Below are 21,768 nucleotides of genomic sequence, written 5' to 3'. Positions count from 1 at the left end.
TAACTCCTTTCGTGAAATTTACTCACAAAATTAACACGACAGCAGAATTTGTTACAGCGTGGCAGGCGATTCCTGCTGACAAGTGGCGGTTGGGTCATTACGATAACCGCACATTACCGTCCTGTGGCGACGGAAACAGTCCTTTTCTGGTTAGGGAGAATACATGCGAACCCTTTGGCGAATCTTTGCCGGTTTCTTTAAATGGACGTGGCGACTGCTCAACTTCGTCCGCAACCTGGTGATGAATATCTTCTTCATCTTCCTGGTCCTGGTATGCGCAGGTATCTGGATGCATCTCAGCAGCGCCAGCCAGGCGCAGAATTCGACGCGCGGCGCACTGCTCCTCGATATCACCGGGGTGATTGTTGATAAGCCATCGACCAGCAACCGTCTGGGCGTGATTGGCCGCCAGCTGTTCGGCGCGACTTCAGACCGCCTGCAGGAAAACTCCCTGTTTGATATCGTCGACACGATCCGTCAGGCCAAAGACGATCGCAACATTACCGGTATCGTGCTGGATCTGAAAGATTTTGCCGGAGCCGATCAGCCTTCGATGCAGTACATCGGGAAAGCGCTGCGGGAATTCCGCGACAGCGGTAAACCGGTCATTGCCGTCGGCGACAGCTACACCCAGGGGCAATATTATCTGGCGAGCTTTGCTAACAAAATCTGGCTCTCTCCGCAGGGCACGGTCGATCTGCATGGCTTCGCCACAAATGGTCTGTACTACAAATCGCTGCTCGACAAGCTGAAGGTCACTACCCACGTCTTCCGCGTCGGGACCTATAAATCTGCCGTGGAGCCGTTTATCCGTGATGATATGTCCCCTGCCGCCCGTGAAGCGGACAGCCGCTGGATTGGCGAGCTGTGGCAGAACTATCTCGGCACCATTGCCGCTAACCGTCAAATGACCGCTGAGCAGGTCTTCCCGGGCGCGCGCGGTGTGCTGGAGGGCCTGCGCAAAGTGGACGGCGATACAGCGAAATACGCGCTTGATAACAAACTGGTCGATCGGCTGGGTTCCAGCGCTGAAATCGAAAAAGCGCTGACCAAACAGTTCGGCTGGAGTAAAGAGGACAAGAACTACAGCGCCATCAGCATGTATGACTACGCCGCGAAAAAGCCGGATGACAGCGGTGACAGCATCGCCGTGGTGTTTGCTAACGGGGCCATTATGGACGGTGAAGAAACGCCGGGGAACGTCGGCGGGGACACCACCGCGTCGCAGATCCGCGATGCGCGTCTGGATCCGAAAGTGAAGGCGATTGTCCTGCGGGTGAACAGCCCTGGCGGCAGCGTCAGCGCCTCCGAGGTGATCCGTGCTGAGCTGGCCGCCGCGCGTGCCGCGGGCAAGCCGGTCGTGGTCTCGATGGGGGGCATGGCGGCTTCAGGGGGGTACTGGATCTCGACGCCAGCCAACTACATTGTGGCTAACCCAAGCACGCTGACCGGCTCGATTGGCATCTTCGGCGTGATCAACACCGTAGAGAACAGCCTGGATTATCTCGGCGTTCATACCGACGGCGTTTCCACCTCGCCGCTGGCGGATGTGTCCGTGACTAAATCTCTGCCGCCTGAGGTGTCCGAGATGATGCAGCTCAGCATTGAGAGTGGCTATAAGCGCTTCATCACGCTGGTGGCGGATTCCCGTAAAAAGACGCCAGACCAGATTGACCAGATCGCGCAGGGCCACGTCTGGACCGGCCAGGATGCGAAGAGCAACGGTCTGGTAGACAGCCTGGGTGACTTCGACGATGCCGTGAAGAAAGCGGCGGAACTGGCGAAGCTCAAGCAGTGGCACGTTGACTATTATCAGGACGAACCGACGTTCTTCGATATGGTCATGGACAGCATGTCCGGCTCCGTCCGCGCCATGCTGCCGGAAGCGCTTCAGGCGTATCTGCCGGCGCCGGTGGCGACGGCGGCTAAAGCCATGAAAGCGGAGAGCGATAAGCTCGCGACTTTCAACGATCCGCAAAGCCGTTACGCGTTTTGCCTGACCTGTGCGAACGTGCGTTAAAAACCGTCCCCTCTTCCCGTTAAGAGGGGATTTTTTCTTTTGAAGAACAAGAACTCATTACCATGCAGAAGAAATCAATATATGTCGCCTATACCGGCGGTACCATCGGTATGCAGCGCTCAGAAAATGGCTATATTCCGGTTTCTGGCCACTTGCAGCGCCAGCTGGCGCTGATGCCTGAATTCCACCGTCCGGAAATGCCGGACTTTACCATCCACGAATATGAGCCGCTGATGGACTCCTCCGACATGACGCCGGAAGACTGGCAGCATATTGCGGACGATATTAAAGCCCATTACGACCAGTACGACGGCTTCGTGATCCTGCACGGCACCGACACCATGGCGTTCACCGCCTCGGCGCTCTCCTTCATGCTGGAGAACCTGGGCAAGCCCGTCATCGTGACCGGTTCGCAGATCCCGCTGGCGGAACTGCGTTCAGACGGGCAGATCAACCTGCTTAACTCCCTGTACGTGGCCGCTAATTACCCGATCAACGAGGTAACGCTGTTCTTCAACAACCGACTGTACCGCGGGAACCGTACCACTAAAGCGCACGCTGACGGCTTTGACGCGTTTGCCTCACCTAACCTGCAACCGCTGCTGGAAGCGGGGATCCATATCCGTCGTCTGGGCACGCCGCCCGCGCCAAATACTGCAGGCGAGCTGATCGTTCACCCGATCACCCCGCAGCCGATTGGCGTGGTGACGATTTATCCGGGTATTTCCGCCGACGTGGTGCGCAACTTCCTGCGCCAACCGGTGAAGGCGCTGATCCTGCGCTCCTATGGCGTGGGTAACGCCCCGCAGAACGGTGAGTTCCTGAAAGAGCTTCAGGAGGCGAGCGATCGCGGGATTGTGGTGGTCAACCTCACCCAGTGTATGTCCGGAAAGGTCAATATGGGCGGCTACGCCACCGGCAACGCCCTGGCGCACGCTGGCGTGATCAGTGGTTTCGATATGACCGTTGAGGCAACGCTGACTAAACTTCACTATTTACTGAGTCAGGATCTGGATATTGATTCCATTCGCCGCGCCATGATGCAAAACCTGCGCGGTGAACTTACGCCGGACGAATAAGGAGTTCCCATGAAGCAACGCGCCCTGTTACTGGTCGATTTGCAAAATGATTTCTGTGCGGGCGGTGCGCTGGCCGTCGCGGAAGGCGACAGCACCGTAGACGTCGCGAATTCGCTGATTGAGTGGTGTAAGGCTCGTGATGAAGCGGTGGTGGCGAGTCAGGACTGGCATCCGGCAAACCACGGCAGCTTTGCCAGCCAGCACAACGTTGAGCCTTACAGCCAGGGCGAACTGGACGGACTGGCGCAAACCTTCTGGCCCGATCACTGCGTGCAGCAGACGGAAGGCGCTAAGCTGCATCCGCTGCTGAACCAGAAGGCCATCGACGCGGTGTTCCACAAAGGTGAAAACCCAACCATCGACAGCTACAGCGCATTCTTCGATAACGGTCACCGCCAGAAGACGGCGCTGGACGCATGGTTACGCCATCATGGGATCACCGAGCTGATTGTGCTGGGCCTGGCGACGGATTACTGCGTGAAGTTCACCGTGCTGGATGCGCTCCAGCTGGGCTATACCGTGAATGTCATTACCGACGGCTGTCGCGGGGTGAATATTCAGCCGCATGACAGCGCCCAGGCGTTTATGGATATGGCCGCAGAAGGCGCAACGCTGTATACGCTGGCTGACTGGATGGAGACGCAGGCGTAAGCTTTGTTAGCCGGGTGGCGGCTTCGCCTTACCCGGCCTACTTTCTCTGGTTTTGTAGGCCGGGTAAGCATCAGCGCCACCCGGCAAAACCCCCTCCCCGATCTCCCATAAAGTGAACTCCCTCGCATCACAAGCGAAGCGGAGATGGTATTCTCTTCAGGCTGTTTTTTCGCCACGCCTTTTCTGTGGCGTGGTTATTTTTATTCAGTCAAAGAGGAACTTATATGAAACGTTTGCCCTTGCTGGCAGCATTACCCTTGCTTTGCGCGTCACTGGCTTCCGCCGCGCCCCTGATGTCCGTGGGCTACTTCAATGGCGGTGGCGATGTTACCGCCGGACCGGGTGGCGATATCAATAAACTCGATGTCCGCCAGATCACACACCTCAACTACTCGTTTGGTCTGGTCTATAACAACGAGAAAGACGAAACCAACCCTGCACTGAAAGATCCGGCAAAACTGCATCAAATCTGGTTATCACCCAAGGTGGCATCCGACCTGGCGTTACTTCCTCAGCTTCGTAAACAAAACCCGAATTTAAAAGTGCTGCTTTCCGTTGGCGGCTGGGGCGCACGTGGTTTTTCTGGCGCAGCGGCTACCAAAGAGAGCCGCGCGGTGTTTATTCGCTCCGCGCAGCAGATCGTCAGTCAATACGGCCTGGACGGGATCGATCTCGACTGGGAGTTCCCGGTCAACGGCGCGTGGGGACTGGTCGAGAGCACCCCAGCCGACAGGGATAATTTCACCGCGCTGTTAAAAGAGATGCGTGACGCGTTTGGTATGAAAAAACTGGTCACGATTGCGGTGGGCGCAAATGCAGAAAGTCCGAAAAGCTGGGTGGATGTGAAGGCCATTGCCCCCCTGCTCGATTACATCAACCTGATGACCTACGACATGGCGTACGGGACGCAGTATTTTAACGCGAATCTGTATGACTCCAGCGCCTGGCCAACGGTGGCTGCCGCAGACAAATACAGCGTTGATTTTGTGGTGAATAACTATCTGGCCGCCGGCCTTAAGCCGCAGCAAATGAACCTCGGAATCGGTTTTTACGGTCGTGTACCGAAGCGCGCCGTTGAACCGGGTATCGACTGGAGTAAACCGGACGCGCAAAACAATCCGGTCACCCAGCCCTACTTCGGGCCGCAGGAACTGGGCCTGTTCAAATCGCTTGGCTATGACCTGACCAAAGATACCTACGTGAAATACAACGATATCGTCCGCAAACTGCTAAACGATCCGCAGAAACGCTTTACCGAGCACTGGGACGAACAGGCGAAGGTGCCGTGGCTGTCGGTAAAATCCGCCGACGGGAAGGCGCTGTTTGCGATCTCCTATGAGAACCCGCGTTCCGTGGCGATTAAAGCCGATTATATCAAGGAGAAAGGTCTCGCCGGGGCGATGTTCTGGGAGTATGGCGCGGATGACAACAACCAGTTAGCGAAGCAGCTGGCGGAGTCGCTTGGGATCCCGCACTAAGGTGTAGTGTGCCGGGTGGCGGCTTCGCCTTACCCGGCCTACATAGGAGATTTATTTGAAGGTTGCAATCGGCTTCGGCGTGATGCCGAAGTCTTCTTTCAGTTCGCGCTTACTTTTCATCACCATCTGACCGTTAGTGTCGATGGTCATGTGCTGGGCGTTGGTATTGTGACGCGCCTGCCACAGCATCACCAGCTGCAAGCTGTTCTCTTTTTGCTCAGGTGTGAGCGCCACACCGTCCGGCCATTTTCCCAGCTCAACGGCCGTCACCAGGCGCTGATAAACCTCCGGGGTCATGCCTGCAATCATGTCATCAATATTCACGATCTCTCCCTTTCAAAGGAATAATTTGCTGAATCGTTTTTTCAACCCTTGGTCTGGTCGCCGTTTTCGTCATCGGTAAAGCTCATCGAAGCCGAATTTACGCAGAAACGCTCCCCCGTCGGCTGCGGGCCATCCGGGAAGACATGCCCGAGATGGGCGTCGCAATTCCCACAACGAATTTCGGTGCGCACCATGCCGTGCGAGGAGTCCGTCAGATAGCGGATCGCATCATCGCTGACAGGCTCGTAAAAGCTTGGCCAGCCGCAGCCAGAATCGTACTTAGTCTGGGAGTTAAACAGCGGTGCATCACACACCAGGCAGTGGTAGACGCCTTCCCGTTTATTGTGCAGCAAACGCCCGGTAAACGGCGGTTCCGTGCCGTGATTTTGCGTTACGTAAAACTGCATCTCTGTAAGGTTTTTTTTCAAATCGTCGGGGTTATGTTGGTTCGACATATGCTTACATCTCGCTGTTGAAACAGACATCTTTTAACCCAGATTCTAACAAAACATTAACACCCGCGCGTGCACTTTTGATCTAAACTTATGTGTCGCGAAAAGGCGGTCAGGCAATTGTGATCAATTTCACATTTTAATCCTGCGAGGCCTTTAAAATTCCGGGCGCAGCCCCCATGTGGTTGCTAGCTCAAAGGGAAAGTGAGGCGAGTCAGTCGCACAAACGTTAGTCACAGGATTGATTTGTCGCAATGATTGACACGATTCCGCTTGACGCTGCGTAAGGTTTTTGTAATTTTACAGGCAACCTTTTATTCACTAACAAATAGCTGGTGGAATATATGACTATCAAAGTAGGTATCAACGGTTTTGGCCGTATCGGCCGTATTGTTTTCCGTGCTGCTCAGAAACGTTCTGACATCGAAATCGTTGGTATCAACGATCTCCTGGACGCTGAATACATGGCGTACATGCTGAAGTACGACTCAACTCACGGTCGTTTCGACGGCACCGTTGAAGTGAAAGACGGCCACCTGGTTGTTAACGGCAAAACCATCCGCGTTACTGCTGAGAAAGACCCAGCTAACCTGAAATGGAACGAAATCGGTGTTGACGTTGTAGCTGAAGCTACCGGTATCTTCCTGACCGACGAAACTGCACGTAAACACATCACTGCGGGTGCGAAGAAAGTTGTTCTGACTGGTCCTTCCAAAGACAACACCCCAATGTTCGTTCGCGGTGCAAACTTCGAAACTTACGCTGGCCAGGATATCGTTTCCAACGCATCCTGCACCACCAACTGCCTGGCACCGCTGGCTAAAGTTATCAACGACAACTTCGGCATCATCGAAGGTCTGATGACTACCGTTCACGCTACCACCGCTACTCAGAAAACCGTTGATGGCCCGTCTCACAAAGACTGGCGCGGCGGCCGTGGCGCGGCTCAGAACATCATCCCATCTTCTACCGGTGCTGCTAAAGCAGTAGGTAAAGTACTGCCAGAACTGAATGGCAAACTGACTGGTATGGCGTTCCGCGTTCCAACTCCTAACGTATCCGTTGTTGACCTGACCGTTCGTCTGGAAAAAGCTGCTTCTTACGAAGAAATTAAGAAAGCAATTAAAGCTGCTTCCGAAGGCCCGATGAAAGGCGTTCTGGGTTACACCGAAGACGACGTTGTATCTACCGATTTCAACGGCGAAGTGTGCACTTCCGTGTTCGATGCTAAAGCAGGTATCGCACTGAACGACAACTTCGTGAAACTGGTTTCCTGGTACGACAACGAAACTGGCTACTCTAACAAAGTACTGGACCTGATCGCTCACATCTCCAAATAAGTTGAGATGAGTGCTTGATCCTAAAAGGCGACTTCGGTCGCCTTTTTTATTGTTTTTAGACAGAGGATTGCTTAATGATTAATAAAATTTTTGCACTTCCGGTAGTCGAACAACTTACCCCTGTGCTCTCCCGCCGTCAGATTGACGGCGCCGATATCATCGTCGTCGATCATCCGCGCGTTAAAGCCTCCGTAGCGCTCAATGGCGCCCACCTGCTCTCCTGGAAACCAGAAGGCGAAGAAGAAGGCCTGTGGCTGAGCGAGGCCACCTCGTTCAAAAAAGGGGCGGCGATCCGTGGCGGCGTACCGATCTGCTGGCCATGGTTTGGTCCGTCAGCGCAGCAGGGATTGCCGTCTCACGGTTTCGCCCGTAACCAGCAGTGGACGCTGAAAGCCCACAACGAAGATGATAACGGCGCGGTGTTGACCTTTGAACTTCAGGCAAATGATGAAACGCGCGCCCTGTGGCCACATGAATTCACCCTCTATGCCCGCTTCAAGCTGGGTAAAACCTGCGAGATAGAACTGGAAGCGCACGGCGAATTCGAAACAACGTCCGCCCTGCACACCTATTTCAACGTAGGCGACATTCAGGCCGTTAAGGTGAGCGGACTTGGCGATACCTTTATCGACAAAGTGGACAACGCGAAAGAAGGCAGGCTGGACGACGGCGTTCAGAGCTTCCCGGACCGTACCGATCGCGTGTATCTGCACCCGGAAGCCTGTAGCGTCATCCACGACAGCGCGTTGAACCGCGGCATTGACGTGGTTCACCACCACCATAGCAACGTGGTGGGCTGGAACCCGGGCCCTGCCCTTTCCGTCAGCATGGCAGATATCCCGGATGACGGTTACAAGACCTTCGTGTGTGTGGAAACCGCGTGCGTGACCGCCCCGCAGAAAACCAGCGAAGAAAAACCGTCCCGCTTAGGCCAGACGATCAAGATTGTGAAGCGCTAATATTTATCAGGCACCATAAAAAACAAACGGGGCGCAAGCGCCCCGTTTTAAGACATCACGTTCTGGTCAGAACTTGTAGGTCACACCCACGGAGAAGATGCCGGACCAGGACTTGTCGACCATCGGGCTGTCCTTCACTTCGTCGCTCAGACGGGTATAACGGCCAGTACCGTACACGTTCCAGTCGCCGAGGAAGTTATAGGAGGCGGTGAGTTCCAGGTACGGATCCCAGCCATCATCAGCGCTGTAGCTCTTCAGACCACTGCGGCGAGACTCAGCCTTAGACACGCCATAGTAGTAGTCATTGTAATTCTCGCTGCTGTACTGCACACCGATACCCGGCGTCAGGGTCACCGCGCCGTTGGTATAGCGATAAAGCCACGCCAGATCCCAGATGAAGCCATTGCTGTTGTCCAGGGTATCGCCCGCCAGCGCCGTGCGCAGGAAGCCATACTGGGTGTTATGCACATATGAAAGCCCGGCCATCAGTGAGCTTCTGCGCTTGTCCAGCTGACGAAGCGCATTGCTGTCGCTGTCGCCTGGTTTAAAGTACGTTGGGTCGTAATAGGCCATGATGGAGAGCTTATCGGCCGTATCGTTCCACAGATAGTAGCCGCCGCCCAATCCACGGAACCAGAAGTTATCGCCTTCATAGGTGACAACGGGGACAGGATAAACGTCGCGGTCATACTGCTTGTACGGGCTGTTGATCACGCCAGCACCCGCGCCAACAGTCCACTGGCTCTCAGCCTGTACGGTGCTCGCTGCGGTAGCGGCAAGGATGCCCAATGCCAGAAGTTTGAGTTTGGTCACAATCCATTCTTTCCTGTAGTCAAATAATCAGCGGGTGAAGTGTAACCGCCATTCCCGTACATCCCAAAATTTTTTGCGCGCGAATCCATTTGATTAACCCATTATTTTTCATTTTTCAGATGACATCCCGCTTTCATTTATGTGACCGATAAATGAAAAACCCCCTTTTCGCTTATAACCGCAGTGGAAATTTTTGGATGAGTTATTGATATGTCATTGAAAGTAGATTTTATCCGTATGCAAGTTTTGCAATTGCCATCTACGCTTTAATTTAAGAAGAGGTTTTGCTGAACACCCTGCGGTTCATAGCCTTCGACCTGGCACACAGGTTGCTGCTCTGGCAGTGAGGTGCGAAAGATTCTCTTCCGGGAGCCTCCACTACTCATACGAACGGCTCTTATCCTGTGCTAAAAAACGAAAGGACGGCATGCCATGAATATATTCGATCACTATCGCCAGCGCTACGAAGCTGCCAAGGACGAAGAGTTCACACTGCAGGAGTTTCTTACCATTTGTCGGCAAGATCGCAGTGCCTATGCCAATGCGGCAGAACGGCTATTGATGGCTATCGGTGAGCCAAACATGGTTGATACTGCACTGGAGCCACGGCTTTCCCGTCTTTTTTCGAATCGGGTAGTCGCCCGATACCCGGCGTTTGAAGAGTTCTATGGTATGGAAGATGCCATTGAGCAGATCGTCTCCTACCTGAAGCATGCCGCTCAGGGGCTGGAAGAGAAGAAACAGATCCTTTACCTGCTGGGTCCCGTCGGCGGGGGTAAATCCTCCCTGGCTGAACGGCTGAAAGCGCTGATGCAGCGCGTGCCGATCTATGTGCTGAGCGCCAACGGCGAGCGCAGCCCGGTCAATGACCATCCGCTGTGCCTGTTTAATCCGCAAGAGGATGCGCAAATTCTGGAAAAAGAGTTTGGCATTCCGCATCGCTATCTCGGTACGATCATGTCGCCGTGGGCGGCAAAACGCCTGCACGAGTTTGGTGGGGACATCACCAAATTCCGCGTCGTGAAAGTGTGGCCGTCTATCCTCGAGCAGATCGCCATTGCTAAAACTGAACCCGGTGACGAGAACAATCAGGACATCTCGGCGCTGGTGGGTAAAGTCGATATCCGTAAGCTGGAACATCACGCGCAAAACGACCCGGATGCCTACGGCTATTCCGGTGCGCTGTGCCGCGCCAACCAGGGGATTATGGAATTCGTCGAGATGTTTAAAGCACCGATCAAAGTGCTGCATCCGCTGCTGACCGCCACCCAGGAGGGGAACTACAACGGGACGGAAGGTATTTCCGCCCTGCCGTTTAACGGGATTATCCTCGCCCACTCGAACGAATCTGAATGGGTGACCTTCCGTAACAACAAAAACAATGAGGCGTTCCTTGACCGCGTGTACATCGTCAAAGTGCCTTATTGCCTGCGGATCTCCGAGGAGATCAAGATTTACGAAAAACTGCTCAACCACAGTGAGCTGGTCCATGCCCCTTGCGCACCGGGAACGCTGGAAACGCTGTCGCGCTTCTCGATTCTGTCGCGCCTGAAAGAGCCGGAAAACTCCAGCATTTACTCCAAAATGCGCGTGTATGACGGCGAAAGCCTGAAGGATACCGACCCGAAAGCCAAATCGTACCAGGAATACCGCGATTACGCCGGGGTCGACGAAGGGATGAACGGCCTGTCGACACGTTTCGCGTTTAAGATCCTCTCCCGCGTCTTTAACTTCGACCACGCGGAGGTGGCCGCCAACCCGGTTCATCTGTTCTACGTGCTGGAACAGCAAATTGAACGTGAACAGTTCCCACAGGAGCAGGCTGAACGCTACCTGGAGTTCCTGAAAGGCTACCTGATCCCGAAATACGCCGAGTTTATCGGCAAAGAGATCCAGACCGCCTACCTGGAATCCTATTCCGAATACGGCCAGAACATTTTCGATCGGTACGTCACCTACGCTGACTTCTGGATCCAGGATCAGGAGTACCGCGACCCGGATACCGGCCAGCTGTTTGACCGTGAATCCCTGAACGCAGAGCTGGAAAAAATTGAGAAACCGGCCGGGATCAGCAACCCGAAAGACTTCCGAAACGAGATTGTGAACTTCGTGCTGCGCGCCAGAGCGCATAACAACGGCCGCAATCCAAACTGGACCAGCTACGAAAAACTGCGCACGGTTATAGAGAAGAAAATGTTCTCTAACACGGAAGAGCTGTTGCCGGTTATCTCGTTCAACGCCAAAACCTCAACCGACGAGCAGAAAAAGCACGACGATTTTGTCGACCGTATGATGGAAAAAGGCTATACGCGCAAACAGGTCCGCCTGCTTTGTGAATGGTATCTGCGCGTGCGTAAATCGTCTTAAAACAAGTGCCCGGTAACGCGCTTACCGGGCCAACAAAATGTCCGGCACTTACGGACGCTGCAAGTTGGCAAATGCAGTACGGGGGATATATGACCTGGTTTATTGACCGGCGTCTTAACGGCAAAAACAAGAGCACGGTGAATCGCCAGCGCTTCTTGCGCCGTTATAAAGCGCAAATTAAACAGTCGATCTCCGAGGCCATCAACAAACGCTCGGTGACCGACGTCGACAGCGGCGAATCCGTCTCCATTCCCAACGATGACATCAGCGAACCGATGTTTCATCAGGGGCGTGGCGGTCTTCGCCATCGCGTGCACCCAGGTAATGACCACTTCGTCCAGAATGACAGAATCGAGCGGCCACAAGGCGGAGGCGGCGGTTCTGGCAGCGGTCAGGGACAAGCCAGCCAGGACGGTGAAGGCCAGGATGAGTTCGTCTTTCAGATTTCAAAAGACGAATATCTCGACCTGCTGTTTGAGGATCTGGCCCTGCCGAATCTGAGAAAGAATCAGCACCGTCAGCTCAACGAATACAAAACCCATCGTGCGGGCTATACCGCAAACGGGGTGCCCGCCAACATCAGCGTAGTGCGTTCACTGCAAAACTCGCTGGCGCGACGCACGGCGATGACGGCAGGCAAACGGCGCGAACTGCGCGAGCTGGAAACCAACCTGAAAGTGGTGGAAAACACCGAACCGGCGCAACTACTGGAAGAGGAGCGCCTGCGAAAAGAGATCGCCGAACTGCGGGCGAAGATCGACCGGGTACCGTTTATCGACACGTTCGACCTGCGCTATAAGAACTACGAAAAACGTCCGGAGCCTTCCAGCCAGGCGGTGATGTTCTGCCTGATGGACGTGTCAGGTTCAATGGATCAGGCCACCAAGGATATGGCTAAGCGTTTTTATATTCTGCTCTATCTGTTCCTGAGCAGAACGTATAAGAACGTGGAGGTGGTCTACATCCGCCATCACACTCAGGCGAAAGAGGTGGATGAGCATGAGTTTTTCTACTCGCAGGAGACCGGTGGCACCATCGTGTCGAGCGCCCTGAAGCTGATGGATGAGGTGGTGAAGGAGCGCTACGACCCGGCGCAGTGGAACATCTACGCCGCCCAGGCATCGGATGGCGATAACTGGGCGGATGACTCGCCCCTGTGTCATGAAATTCTGGCGAAGAAGATCCTGCCGGTGGTGCGCTACTACAGTTACATTGAAATTACCCGTCGCGCCCACCAGACGCTGTGGCGCGAGTATGAGCATCTGCAAGCGATGTTTGATAACTTTGCGATGCAGCATATTCGTGACCAGGATGACATCTATCCGGTCTTCCGGGAACTGTTCCAGAAACAGTCTTCCACCAGCAACGCATGAATCAACAGCCAGCGCTCCCGCTGGCTGTTTTCTTTCAGCCCTCTCCCTCCCGTGCTAATGTAGCAAGCTACGTATTGGCTAATCACAGGTGAAATCGTTATGTCTGATGACGTGACCGGGACGACAACCCATCAGCAGCTAATCAGCTTATTAACCGAGCAGGAGGTGCGCTTTCGTGTGGTGGCGCATGAGGCCGTAGGGAAATGCGAAGCGGTCAGTGAAATTCGCGGGACCGATCTCCGCCAGGGAGCAAAAGCGCTGGTCTGTAAGGTAAAAGGCAACGGCGTTAAGAAACATATTCTGGCAATCCTCGCCGCCGATCGGCAGGCCGATCTGAGCCTGCTGGCCAGCCATTTCGGAGGGCTTAAGGCATCTCTCGCCAGTCCGGCCGAAGTGGATGCGCTTACCGGCTGCGTTTTCGGCGCCATTCCCCCCTTCAGCTTTCACCCGGATCTGACGCTGGTCGCCGATCCGCTGCTGTTTGAGCGCTTTGACGAGATCGCCTTTAACGCCGGTCTGCTGGAAAAATCGGTGATTATGGATACCCAGGACTATCTGCGTATCGCCCGTCCTGAACTGGTGTCGTTCCGTAAACAATAAATACAGAGGCTGGCTAACGGTCAGCCGTTTTCCAGCAGCAGCACGGAAGCAATCAAAATAATCGCGATGATAAAAAACGATGAGGAGATAATCAGCGTTTCGACAAACATAGGATCGTTCATGATGCCCTCTGCCTTGCCCATTTCCCTTTTTTTTTACTCCCGCAAAATGACAGTTAAATGACAATGACGCGTCCGCGAAATGACAATTTTTCGCTGAAACGATTCGCTGTTAACTCCCCTCCCCCGTATAAAGTCACTGTTTAAATACTTTATTTGTTACCGGTATCACGAAAAGAAATTTACGTAACCCCGATGCCAGATCTCGCAATTGTTAACCTTTTCATGATGGTTAACCTTGTTTACGGAGCACCTCATAAATAAACCTTACACTGGCAAGGTGAATACAATGACCGAGATAATTACCCGTAAAGAAAAAATCAGTTATGGGTTAGGCGATATGGCGAGCCATATTGGGCTGGATAACGTCATTATTTTTCTGACGTTTTACTATACGGACGTGGTGGGGTTACCTGCCGCATTCGTGGGCACTATGTTTCTTCTGGCGAGAACCGCCGATGCCATAATTGATCCGGCGATGGGCTATATCGCAGACAGGACGCGTACCCGCTGGGGAAAATTCCGCCCCTGGATGCTGTGGCTGGCGCTGCCCTTTGGCGCAAGCTGTCTGCTGACCTACGCCGTGCCGGCGTCGCTCGACCTGCACGGTAAAATGATTTTCGCCACCGTCAGCTATACCCTGATGATGCTGATGTATACCGCAATCAATATTCCCTATTGCTCCATGGGCGCGGTAATTACGCCCGACAACGATGCGCGAATTTCCCTTCAGTCTTATCGCTTTTTCCTTGCCACGCTGGGAGGCGCGTTGTCGACATTCTTTATGATGCCGCTGGCAGAGTTTTTAGGCGGCGACGATAAATTACTGGGCTACCGCTGGGCGATGGCCATTATGGCGACCGTCGCGGTCATCATGTTCTGGATCTGCTTCGCGAATACGCGTGAACGTATTAAGGCTCCCGCCACCCACAATAATTATCTTGCGGAACTGCGGGATTTATTACGAAACGACCAATGGCGAGTTGTCGCCGTCCTGGTATTAACCAATATTGGTTTTGGCGTTATTCGCCTTGGCGCAATGATGTATTTCGTCACTTATTATCTCGGTAGCGCAAGCTATTTTATGTGGATGCTCGGCGCGCATATTCTCGGGAAAGCCGCAGGCAGCGCGCTGGCCAAACGTCTGACGCAGAACGTCAGCAAAGTGCAGATGTTTGGATATTGTTCCGTACTGGCGGGGGTACTCAGCATCGCCCTGTTCTTTGCGCCTAAGTCGGTGCTTATTCTGGTGCCCATGACGTTTATCGTCTCCACCCTTTACCAGGCCACCACCACGCTAATGTGGGTGATGATGGCGGATGTCGCCGATTACGGCGAATGGAAACAGGGCAAACGCATGGACGGCGTGATCTTCTCCACCTTCCTCGCCGTACTCAAGCTGGGGATGGCGATCAGCGGCGCGATTGTTGGCTGGACGCTGGGCTTAAGCGGCTATGTTGCCAATGCCCCGGAACAAACTACCACGGCCATGTACTGCATCATCGCCCTCTTCACCGTCGTACCTGGCATCTTGTCGCTCTGCGCGTTTGCCACGCTGCGCTGGTACAAGCTCGACGACAGCACAATGCAATCCATCCATCTCGCCAAACACCCTGTTTAGAAGGACGCATTATCCATGAGTGAGCTGATTCAACATTCCAACTGTATCGAATGGCGTTTTGAACGCCAGATCCTGCGCATCGAACCCTGGGGAGAAAACAGTCTTCGCGTCAGGGCCACCTGCTCCCCGGCATTTGATGACGCCTTACAGGCACTGTTACCCGCCACCCCTTGCCAGGCCGAGATTGTCGCCGAAGCGGAAAGCCTGACGCTGCGCAACGGCAATATTACCGCGACCCTGAACCTTAAAGGTCAGTTGGCCTTCTACAATCAGCGCGGCGAACTGCTGCTGGAGGAGATGTGGCGCCAGCGTTCAACGGTGGGTATCGGTGCCAGCGAGAAGAGTCAGGATAAATATGTCAGCGCTCTGAAGCTGGATGGCCGCGAATTTAAACCGCTGATGGGCGGCAAATATCAGCTCACCGTCCGGTTTGAATCGCGTCCGGATGAACGCATCTATGGCATGGGTCAGTATCAACAGCCGTGGCTGGATCTGAAAGGCTGTACGCTGGAGCTGGCTCAGCGAAACTCCCAGGCCAGCGTGCCCTTTATGCAGTCCAGCCTTGGCTATGGCCTGCTGTGGAACAACCCGGCGATTGGTGAAGCCAGCTTTGCAAAAAATCAGACGGAATGGCTCGCCCGCGTCACAGGAGAGATGGACTACTGGATCACCGCCGCTGACACGGTGGCGGATATCACCCGCCAGTATGTGAAAGCCACCGGTACTCCGCCCCCCGCCCCGGCGTTTATCAGCGGGCTGTGGCAGTGCAAATTGCGATACCGCACCCAGCAGGAGGTGCTGGAGGTTGCGCGGGAGTATCGCCGCCGTAATCTGCCGCTGTCGGTGATGGTCATCGACTTTTTCCACTGGCCGAATCAGGGCACCTGGTGCTTCGACCCCGTAGACTGGCCCGATCCTGAAGGCATGGTCGACGAGCTGCGCGAAATGGGTATTGCGCTGATGGTGTCGGTGTGGCCAACGGTAGAGGCGCGCAGCCCCCTCTACCCGCTGATGAAAGCCAAAGGCTGGCTGGTCAGCAGTGAGCGCGGCGTGCAGGTCAACCTCGATTTTATGGGCAATACCACCTTCTTTGATGCGACCCATCCTGAGGCGCGGAAATTCGTCTGGGATACGGTGAAGAAAAATTACTACGACATGGGCATTAAGCTGTTCTGGCTGGACGAAGCGGAGCCGGAATATCGCGCCTATGATTTTGACAACTATCGCTACCACGCCGGTCCGGTACTGGAAGTGGGCAATCGCTACCCGCGTGACTTTGCGCAGGGCTTTTACGATGGGCTCCAGGCAAACGGCGAAACCGACATTGTTAACCTGGTACGCTGCGCCTGGGCAGGCAGCCAGCGATTCGGCGTGCTGGCGTGGTCGGGTGATGTCCACTCATCGTTCCATGCTTTTCGCAATCAACTCGCCGCAGGACTGAATATGGGGCTGGCGGGGATCCCATGGTGGACGACCGATATCGGCGGCTTCCAGGGAGGGAACGTTAACGACCCGGCGTTCCATGAATTGCTGATCCGTTGGTTCCAGTGGGCGGTGTTTACACCGGTTCTGCGCATGCACGGCTATCGCGAACCGCAGATCCAGCCCCCGGAGCGCTACCGTGACGGCATTCCTCAGTGTAACAGCGGTTCGCCTAATGAGCTGTGGAGTTACGGAGAAGAGAATTACGCCATCATGCAGCACTGGCTTACCGTGCGCGAAACCCTGCGCCCGTATATTGACGCGTTGTACCGGCAGGCTCATCTGCACGGAGACCCGCTTATGCGTCCGCTGTTCTGGCACTATCCGAAGGATAAGCAGAGCTGGGCGTGTGAAGATCAGTATCTGTTTGGTGAAGATCTTCTGGTGGCGCCGGTTATGCAGGCCGGTCAGCGTGAGCGCGATGTCTGGCTGCCGACGGGCAATAGCTGGATCGCCCTCAACGGTAAGCGCTACGCCGGTGGGGAGCATATCCGGGTGCCTGCGGCGCTGGAAACCATCCCGGTGTTTATCCGCGAAGGGAGTCCGCTTATCCAGCAACTGGTGGACTGACGTCAGGCAAGTGCCCAAAAATAGACAATTTTTTCAGTAAAGCCTGCCTGCCGTCGCGTTTGCGCGTAAAGTAAGCAGGCTTACTATTTTTGGCAAGGATCCCGTCATGTTCGACCCTACACTACTCATACTTCTGGCCCTGGCTGCTCTGGGTTTTGTCAGCCACAATACCACCGTCGCGATTTCCATTTTGGTCCTGATCATCGTTCGCGTCACACCGTTGAACACCTTCTTCCCGTGGATAGAAAAACAGGGGCTTACCATCGGGATCATTATTTTGACCATCGGTGTGATGGCCCCGATTGCCAGCGGAACGCTACCGGCCTCAACGCTGCTGCACTCCTTTGTGAACTGGAAATCGCTGGTGGCGATTGCAGTGGGCGTTTTTGTCTCATGGCTTGGCGGGCGCGGCGTGACGCTGATGAGCAGCCAGCCTTCTCTGGTGGCCGGGCTGCTGGTGGGCACCGTGTTAGGCGTGGCGCTGTTTCGTGGCGTGCCGGTTGGCCCGCTGATTGCTGCCGGACTGGTTTCGCTGTTTATCGGGAAGTCGTAGACAGGCTGGCGATATAGCGGGCGGGCGTCTGTCCCAGTCCTTTCTTGAACATGGTGATAAAGGCGGTGGTGGAGTCATACCCCAGCGCCTGCGCCGCCTGCTGGACCGACTTTCCGCCGATCAAAAACTGCAATGCGACAATCAGCTGGAGCTGGTGTCGCCAGCGGCGAAAGCTTAAGCCGGTCTCTTTCACCACCAGTCGCGCCAGATTGCGCTCGCTCATGGCAAAGTGGCTGGCCCACTGCGCCAGCGTCTGCCAGGCGGCAGGTTCGTTTGCCATGGTCTCACTCATCAGACGAATTTTCGGATGCGGAGATACCGGCAGCTGGAGATGCTCCTGCGGTTGCAGGGGCAGTTCATCAAACAGGACGTCAACCAGCCTTCCGGTAGCGGGAAGAGGCAGTTCCGCCTGTGACCTGTCCGCGAGCGCCAGCACCAGCTCCCGCACCAGGGGTGATATTTTCAACGTACAGGTACGGGTCGGCAATTCGAGCGCACCGGGTTCAATAAACAGCAGGCAGAGCTGCGCGCCGGGCGTCGCCTTGTTGCTGTGCGGCGTTTGACCCGGGATCCACACCGCATACTGGGGCGGTACCATCAGCATCGCGTTCTCTACTTCACAGGTGATCGCTCCTCCCAACGCCATAATCAGCTGCCCTTTGCGGTGCTGATGCAGCGGAATGTACTGTTCTTGTGCCACCACGCGGATGCGAAAGGCCACCGCCGCGTCGTGCTGGCTATCGGGATCGTAGCCGTCGAGTCCCAGTCCATACATAAAGTTGTCCGATATTAGCGATAAACTGTCATTTTAGCCTGATTTCAACCACGACTTAAATCGGTATGGTATGCGCTCGCCTGAACGTAAGAGACAATAATGACTACTGCTATTCAACCTTCCGGGAAACAGGGCGCGCTGCTGGTTGCAGGCATCCTGATGATCGCCACGACGCTGCGCGTCACCTTTACCGGGGTCGCCCCCCTGCTCGACACCATCCGACAGGACTATGGCTTAAGCACGGCGCAAACCGGCCTGCTCACAACGCTGCCTCTGCTGGCCTTCGCCTTTATCTCTCCCCTTGCCGCAGGCGTCGCCCGGCGCCTGGGCATGGAGCGCAGCCTTTTTATCGCTCTGCTGCTGATTTGCATCGGGATTGGCGTACGTTCGCTGCCGTCGGCCTCGCTGCTGTTTATCGGTACGGCGATCGTGGGCTGTGGGATTGCGCTGGGCAATGTCCTGTTACCCGGATTAATCAAGCGTGATTTTCCGGGCCAGGTCGCAAAACTGACGGGGGCTTATTCGCTGACGATGGGGGCCGCCGCTGCCGCAGGGTCTGCGCTGATCGTCCCGCTGTCGCTGGGGAGTGGTGGCTGGCACGGGGCGCTGTTGATGCTGATGTTCTTCCCGCTGGTGGCGCTGCTGCTGTGGTTACCGCAATGGCGCCAGAGGCCGGCCGCCACCCTGACCGGCGCGGGCGCGTTGCACAATCGGGCAATCTGGCGCTCGGCACTCGCCTGGCAGGTGACGCTTTTTCTGGGCATTAACTCGCTGATTTACTACGTCATTATCGGCTGGTTACCCGCGATTTTACTTAGCCACGGCTACAGCGAAACGCAGGCTGGCTCCATGCACGGACTTCTCCAGCTGGCAACCGCTGTTCCCGGTCTCGCCATTCCGCTGATCCTGCACCGTCTTAACGATCAGCGTGGCATAGCCGGGCTTGTCGCTCTGATGTGCGCCGTCAGTGCGGCCGGGTTCTGGTTCGCGCCGGGGCTGGCCGTCGTCTGGACGCTGGTGTTTGGCTTTGGATCCGGCGCCACCATGATCCTCGGCCTGACGTTTATCGGACTGCGGGCCAGCTCGGCCCATCAGGCCGCCGCGCTCTCCGGCATGGCACAGTCGATTGGCTATCTGCTGGCGGCCTGTGGCCCACCGCTGATGGGGAAAATTCACGATACCGCCGGAGACTGGCGCATTCCGCTGCTGGCCTGCGCGCTGGCAGCGGTAGTGATGGCCCTGTGCGGCATGCTGGCCGGGCGTGACCGGGAGATCACACCCCGCTGACATTCAAGGCAGACCTGACGGTCTGCTTTTTTTATCCCTGCGCCGCCCGCAGCATGGCCTGTACCAGCACGACTGGGCGCCCTTGAAGCGCAGCCCGCTCATGCTGGAACAGGGTGATGACAAAGAAAGGATGGGTCAGCAGCTCTGCCGCGCGGATCTCGCCCTGCTCGTCCCAGCCCGTTACGCGCATGTCGCCCCGCTCAAGCTGGCTGGCAAACTCAGACGAGACGCCGTAATTGCAGTGATAACCTTCCTGAATTTCCGGCTTGCCGTACGCTTTGGCAATCAGCGTGTTGTTCCGCAGCTCAATCGCGTCGGTTTTTTCCACCAGCGAGCAGGCCAGCGGCGCAATCACCATCCTCCCCTCGGTATCGGTTTCGGCATGGCCTGCATCGTGCCAGCCCAGCACATTACGGGCATACTCAATCAGCGCATGCTGGAACCCGCCGCAGGTGCCGAGAAAAGGGATGCTGTTTTCACGCGCGTAACGCGCGGCAATAAACGCCGCCTCGGTGTTTTTATACGGGCTTGCCGGTACCAGCCAGATGGCATCATACCCGACCAGGTCTTCGGGGTTGGTCAGCTCAGGCGTGGCGAGCCAGTCATAATCAGCGGTGAGATCCAGAACCGCAGCGGCGTCGTCAATCGCCAGCGGGATCGCCTGGTGCGCAATAACATCGGGATTGTAATCACCAACCAGCGCAATGCGCAGCGTCGTTTTAACCGGGGAGAGTTCCATGAGAGATTCCTTATGCCGGAGGATTTTCAGATAACATAAGGAACCTCAGACTACCGATCTTTTGCAATTATCACAATACCTTAAATTGGGTGGTTAAACGCCGGGTGCTATAGTGTTCTTGCCGAACGTCGAACGGTAGGAGGAAAACGGATGATTCAATGTAAGCGCGTCTATGAGCAGGCAACGTCAGACGATGGTTACCGGGTGCTGGTAGACAGACTCTGGCCGCGAGGGATAAAAAAGACCGACCTCGCCTGTGATGAGTGGTGTAAAGCGCTAACGCCGTCCAGCGAACTGCGGAAAGCCTTTCACAATGAAACGATCGATTTCACCGCGTTCAGTGAAGCCTATCGTAAAGAGCTGGCGCAGCAGCAGGATGAAGGCAAACGCCTGGCGGCCCTCGCCCGACAGCAGACCGTGACGCTACTCTATGGGGCGAAAAATACGGAGCAGAATCACGCGCGGGTACTGGCGGACTGGCTGCGTGAACTGTGATTAACCGATTGCCAGCTCATCCACGTTGTGTGGCATCTCGTCGGGAGTAAGCGGCATCAAATGTTCCGGGCGAACAAACGCAAAACCGTGCTGATTATCAAAGGCGTAAACATCACCGGTGACCAGCCACAGCGCACGCGCTGATGTATCAGGTAATTGCGTCATGACGCCGTTAACCGGGTTAACAAAACGCTGGCCCGGCTGACAAAGGCCAAACAGCTCTACGGATTTACCGATATTTCGACGGCCCGCCGTCGTACGCGCACCCACAATTATCGCCATGCTGCCCGGTTTTAACTGAAACATACTTCTTCTCGCAAACGTACCGCCAGAAACTGGCTAAGAATAATCCTAAAGAGAAGTGTATCGCAGTTTTATTGCCGTTGTCATCTGGTCGGTTGCGGATGATCGCGTCGATAGAGATCCCATTCATCGATCACTTCCCCGCCTGGCAATTTACACTCGGTACGTACACCCTGCGGGCTTTGAACAGGGATTTGCTCTCCCCCTTTTTCCAGACAGTACACTGACGCCGGATTTGCCATACCAATAGCGTGCGGCGGTTGAGGCGCATCGGGAGGAGGTGTCTTTGTTGAGCATGCGGCCAGCGGTAAAACCAGCGCCAGGAGAAGATATTTCATTATCATGATCCTTCAGGGTGTTGAAAACGT

At 55.3% G+C, this 21,768-nt stretch carries 22 protein-coding genes; 14 read left to right on the top strand and 8 right to left on the bottom strand.

Translation table 11 applies throughout. The features are described from left to right. The first annotated feature begins 163 nt into the window (after positions 1-163). From sppA to ACOTXC_RS10785, 4 genes are all read left to right on the top strand, one after another. A complete protein-coding gene (gene sppA / locus ACOTXC_RS10800) occupies positions 164-2,020 on the top strand; it encodes a signal peptide peptidase SppA (RefSeq protein WP_023299888.1) in 1,857 nt (618 codons plus the stop codon). 62 nt (positions 2,021-2,082) lie between these two features. Continuing rightward, a complete protein-coding gene (gene ansA / locus ACOTXC_RS10795) occupies positions 2,083-3,099 on the top strand; it encodes an asparaginase (protein ID WP_023305945.1) in 1,017 nt (338 codons plus the stop codon). A 9-nt stretch (positions 3,100-3,108) separates the two neighbouring features. Continuing rightward, positions 3,109-3,750 (top strand): bifunctional nicotinamidase/pyrazinamidase, encoded by a 642-nt coding sequence (pncA, locus tag ACOTXC_RS10790; protein WP_421767630.1) that lies wholly within the window; start codon positions 3,109-3,111, stop codon positions 3,748-3,750. A gap of 224 nt (positions 3,751-3,974) precedes the next feature. Beyond that, positions 3,975-5,228: a glycoside hydrolase family 18 protein gene (locus ACOTXC_RS10785; RefSeq protein ID WP_421767629.1), complete on the top strand. Its 1,254-nt coding sequence runs from the start codon at positions 3,975-3,977 to the stop codon at positions 5,226-5,228. Between the two features lie 51 nt (positions 5,229-5,279). On the opposite strand, the gene ACOTXC_RS10780 is transcribed toward ACOTXC_RS10785, so the two are convergent. Both ACOTXC_RS10780 and msrB read right to left on the bottom strand, forming a co-directional pair. After that, positions 5,280-5,552, bottom strand: coding sequence for a YeaC family protein (locus ACOTXC_RS10780; protein WP_022647791.1), 273 nt, complete (start codon positions 5,550-5,552; stop codon positions 5,280-5,282). Positions 5,553-5,593: 41 nt separating this feature from the next. Further along, on the bottom strand, positions 5,594-6,007 hold the full coding sequence (gene msrB, locus ACOTXC_RS10775; protein ID WP_022647790.1) for a peptide-methionine (R)-S-oxide reductase MsrB: 414 nt from the start codon (positions 6,005-6,007) through the stop codon (positions 5,594-5,596). Positions 6,008-6,348: 341 nt separating this feature from the next. Between msrB and gapA the strand changes: the two genes are divergently transcribed. Beyond that, positions 6,349-7,344 (top strand): glyceraldehyde-3-phosphate dehydrogenase, encoded by a 996-nt coding sequence (gene gapA, locus ACOTXC_RS10770; protein WP_006809136.1) that lies wholly within the window; start codon positions 6,349-6,351, stop codon positions 7,342-7,344. Positions 7,345-7,418: 74 nt separating this feature from the next. After that, positions 7,419-8,303: a D-hexose-6-phosphate mutarotase gene (locus ACOTXC_RS10765; RefSeq protein WP_022647789.1), complete on the top strand. Its 885-nt coding sequence runs from the start codon at positions 7,419-7,421 to the stop codon at positions 8,301-8,303. A 66-nt stretch (positions 8,304-8,369) separates the two neighbouring features. On the opposite strand, the gene ACOTXC_RS10760 is transcribed toward ACOTXC_RS10765, so the two are convergent. Then, a complete protein-coding gene (locus ACOTXC_RS10760; protein WP_023299885.1) occupies positions 8,370-9,116 on the bottom strand; it encodes a MipA/OmpV family protein in 747 nt (248 codons plus the stop codon). Between the two features lie 432 nt (positions 9,117-9,548). Between ACOTXC_RS10760 and yeaG the strand changes: the two genes are divergently transcribed. The 3 genes from yeaG to ACOTXC_RS10745 all read left to right on the top strand — a co-directional run bounded on the left by yeaG (position 9,549) and on the right by ACOTXC_RS10745 (position 13,456). Continuing rightward, on the top strand, positions 9,549-11,483 hold the full coding sequence (gene yeaG / locus ACOTXC_RS10755; protein ID WP_006809140.1) for a protein kinase YeaG: 1,935 nt from the start codon (positions 9,549-9,551) through the stop codon (positions 11,481-11,483). An 89-nt stretch (positions 11,484-11,572) separates the two neighbouring features. Next, on the top strand, positions 11,573-12,856 hold the full coding sequence (locus ACOTXC_RS10750) for a YeaH/YhbH family protein (RefSeq protein ID WP_032676323.1): 1,284 nt from the start codon (positions 11,573-11,575) through the stop codon (positions 12,854-12,856). A gap of 99 nt (positions 12,857-12,955) precedes the next feature. Further along, on the top strand, positions 12,956-13,456 hold the full coding sequence (locus tag ACOTXC_RS10745) for a YbaK/prolyl-tRNA synthetase associated domain-containing protein (RefSeq protein ID WP_180242947.1): 501 nt from the start codon (positions 12,956-12,958) through the stop codon (positions 13,454-13,456). Positions 13,457-13,476: 20 nt separating this feature from the next. On the opposite strand, the gene yoaI is transcribed toward ACOTXC_RS10745, so the two are convergent. Next, positions 13,477-13,578 (bottom strand): small membrane protein YoaI, encoded by a 102-nt coding sequence (gene yoaI / locus ACOTXC_RS10740; protein ID WP_017384693.1) that lies wholly within the window; start codon positions 13,576-13,578, stop codon positions 13,477-13,479. A gap of 286 nt (positions 13,579-13,864) precedes the next feature. Between yoaI and ACOTXC_RS10735 the strand changes: the two genes are divergently transcribed. The 3 genes from ACOTXC_RS10735 (at position 13,865) to ACOTXC_RS10725 (ending at position 17,801) form a co-directional block, all read left to right on the top strand. Further along, entirely contained in the window at positions 13,865-15,196 is a 1,332-nt protein-coding gene (locus ACOTXC_RS10735) for a glycoside-pentoside-hexuronide (GPH):cation symporter (protein ID WP_023305891.1), read from the top strand. 15 nt (positions 15,197-15,211) lie between these two features. Next, positions 15,212-17,248, top strand: a complete 2,037-nt coding sequence (locus ACOTXC_RS10730; protein WP_421767628.1) for a TIM-barrel domain-containing protein — start codon at positions 15,212-15,214, stop codon at positions 17,246-17,248. Between the two features lie 106 nt (positions 17,249-17,354). Next, complete coding sequence (locus ACOTXC_RS10725; RefSeq protein WP_003857881.1) at positions 17,355-17,801, top strand: DUF441 domain-containing protein; 447 nt, start codon at positions 17,355-17,357, stop codon at positions 17,799-17,801. On the opposite strand, the gene ACOTXC_RS10720 is transcribed toward ACOTXC_RS10725, so the two are convergent. After that, positions 17,785-18,576 (bottom strand): AraC family transcriptional regulator, encoded by a 792-nt coding sequence (locus ACOTXC_RS10720; protein WP_193543240.1) that lies wholly within the window; start codon positions 18,574-18,576, stop codon positions 17,785-17,787. The genes ACOTXC_RS10725 and ACOTXC_RS10720 overlap by 17 nt on opposite strands. 99 nt (positions 18,577-18,675) lie before the next feature. Between ACOTXC_RS10720 and ACOTXC_RS10715 the strand changes: the two genes are divergently transcribed. Further along, positions 18,676-19,863 carry a CynX/NimT family MFS transporter gene (locus ACOTXC_RS10715; protein ID WP_023305888.1) on the top strand — a complete coding sequence of 396 codons (1,188 nt, stop codon included), beginning with the start codon at positions 18,676-18,678 and terminating at the stop codon, positions 19,861-19,863. A gap of 31 nt (positions 19,864-19,894) precedes the next feature. Here ACOTXC_RS10715 and ACOTXC_RS10710 read toward each other — a convergent pair whose 3' ends face one another. Continuing rightward, positions 19,895-20,602 carry a CTP synthase C-terminal region-related (seleno)protein gene (locus ACOTXC_RS10710; RefSeq protein ID WP_022647780.1) on the bottom strand — a complete coding sequence of 236 codons (708 nt, stop codon included), beginning with the start codon at positions 20,600-20,602 and terminating at the stop codon, positions 19,895-19,897. 150 nt (positions 20,603-20,752) lie between these two features. On the opposite strand from ACOTXC_RS10710, the gene ACOTXC_RS10705 reads away from it, so the two are divergent. Next, positions 20,753-21,097, top strand: a complete 345-nt coding sequence (locus tag ACOTXC_RS10705) for a DUF488 domain-containing protein (protein ID WP_193543241.1) — start codon at positions 20,753-20,755, stop codon at positions 21,095-21,097. Here ACOTXC_RS10705 and ACOTXC_RS10700 read toward each other — a convergent pair whose 3' ends face one another. Together ACOTXC_RS10700 and ACOTXC_RS10695 are read right to left on the bottom strand one after the other, a co-directional pair. Next, on the bottom strand, positions 21,098-21,403 hold the full coding sequence (locus ACOTXC_RS10700; RefSeq protein ID WP_022647778.1) for a hypothetical protein: 306 nt from the start codon (positions 21,401-21,403) through the stop codon (positions 21,098-21,100). Positions 21,404-21,483: 80 nt separating this feature from the next. Next, positions 21,484-21,738, bottom strand: coding sequence for a DUF333 domain-containing protein (locus ACOTXC_RS10695; protein WP_022647777.1), 255 nt, complete (start codon positions 21,736-21,738; stop codon positions 21,484-21,486). Between the last annotated feature and the right edge of the window lie 30 nt (positions 21,739-21,768).

This window comes from Enterobacter cloacae complex sp. IR5428, assembly GCF_049238585.1.
Lineage (GTDB): Bacteria > Pseudomonadota > Gammaproteobacteria > Enterobacterales > Enterobacteriaceae > Enterobacter > Enterobacter intestinihominis.
Note: the sequence above shows the minus strand (reverse complement) of the source record. Positions and strands in the feature narration are given on the sequence as shown.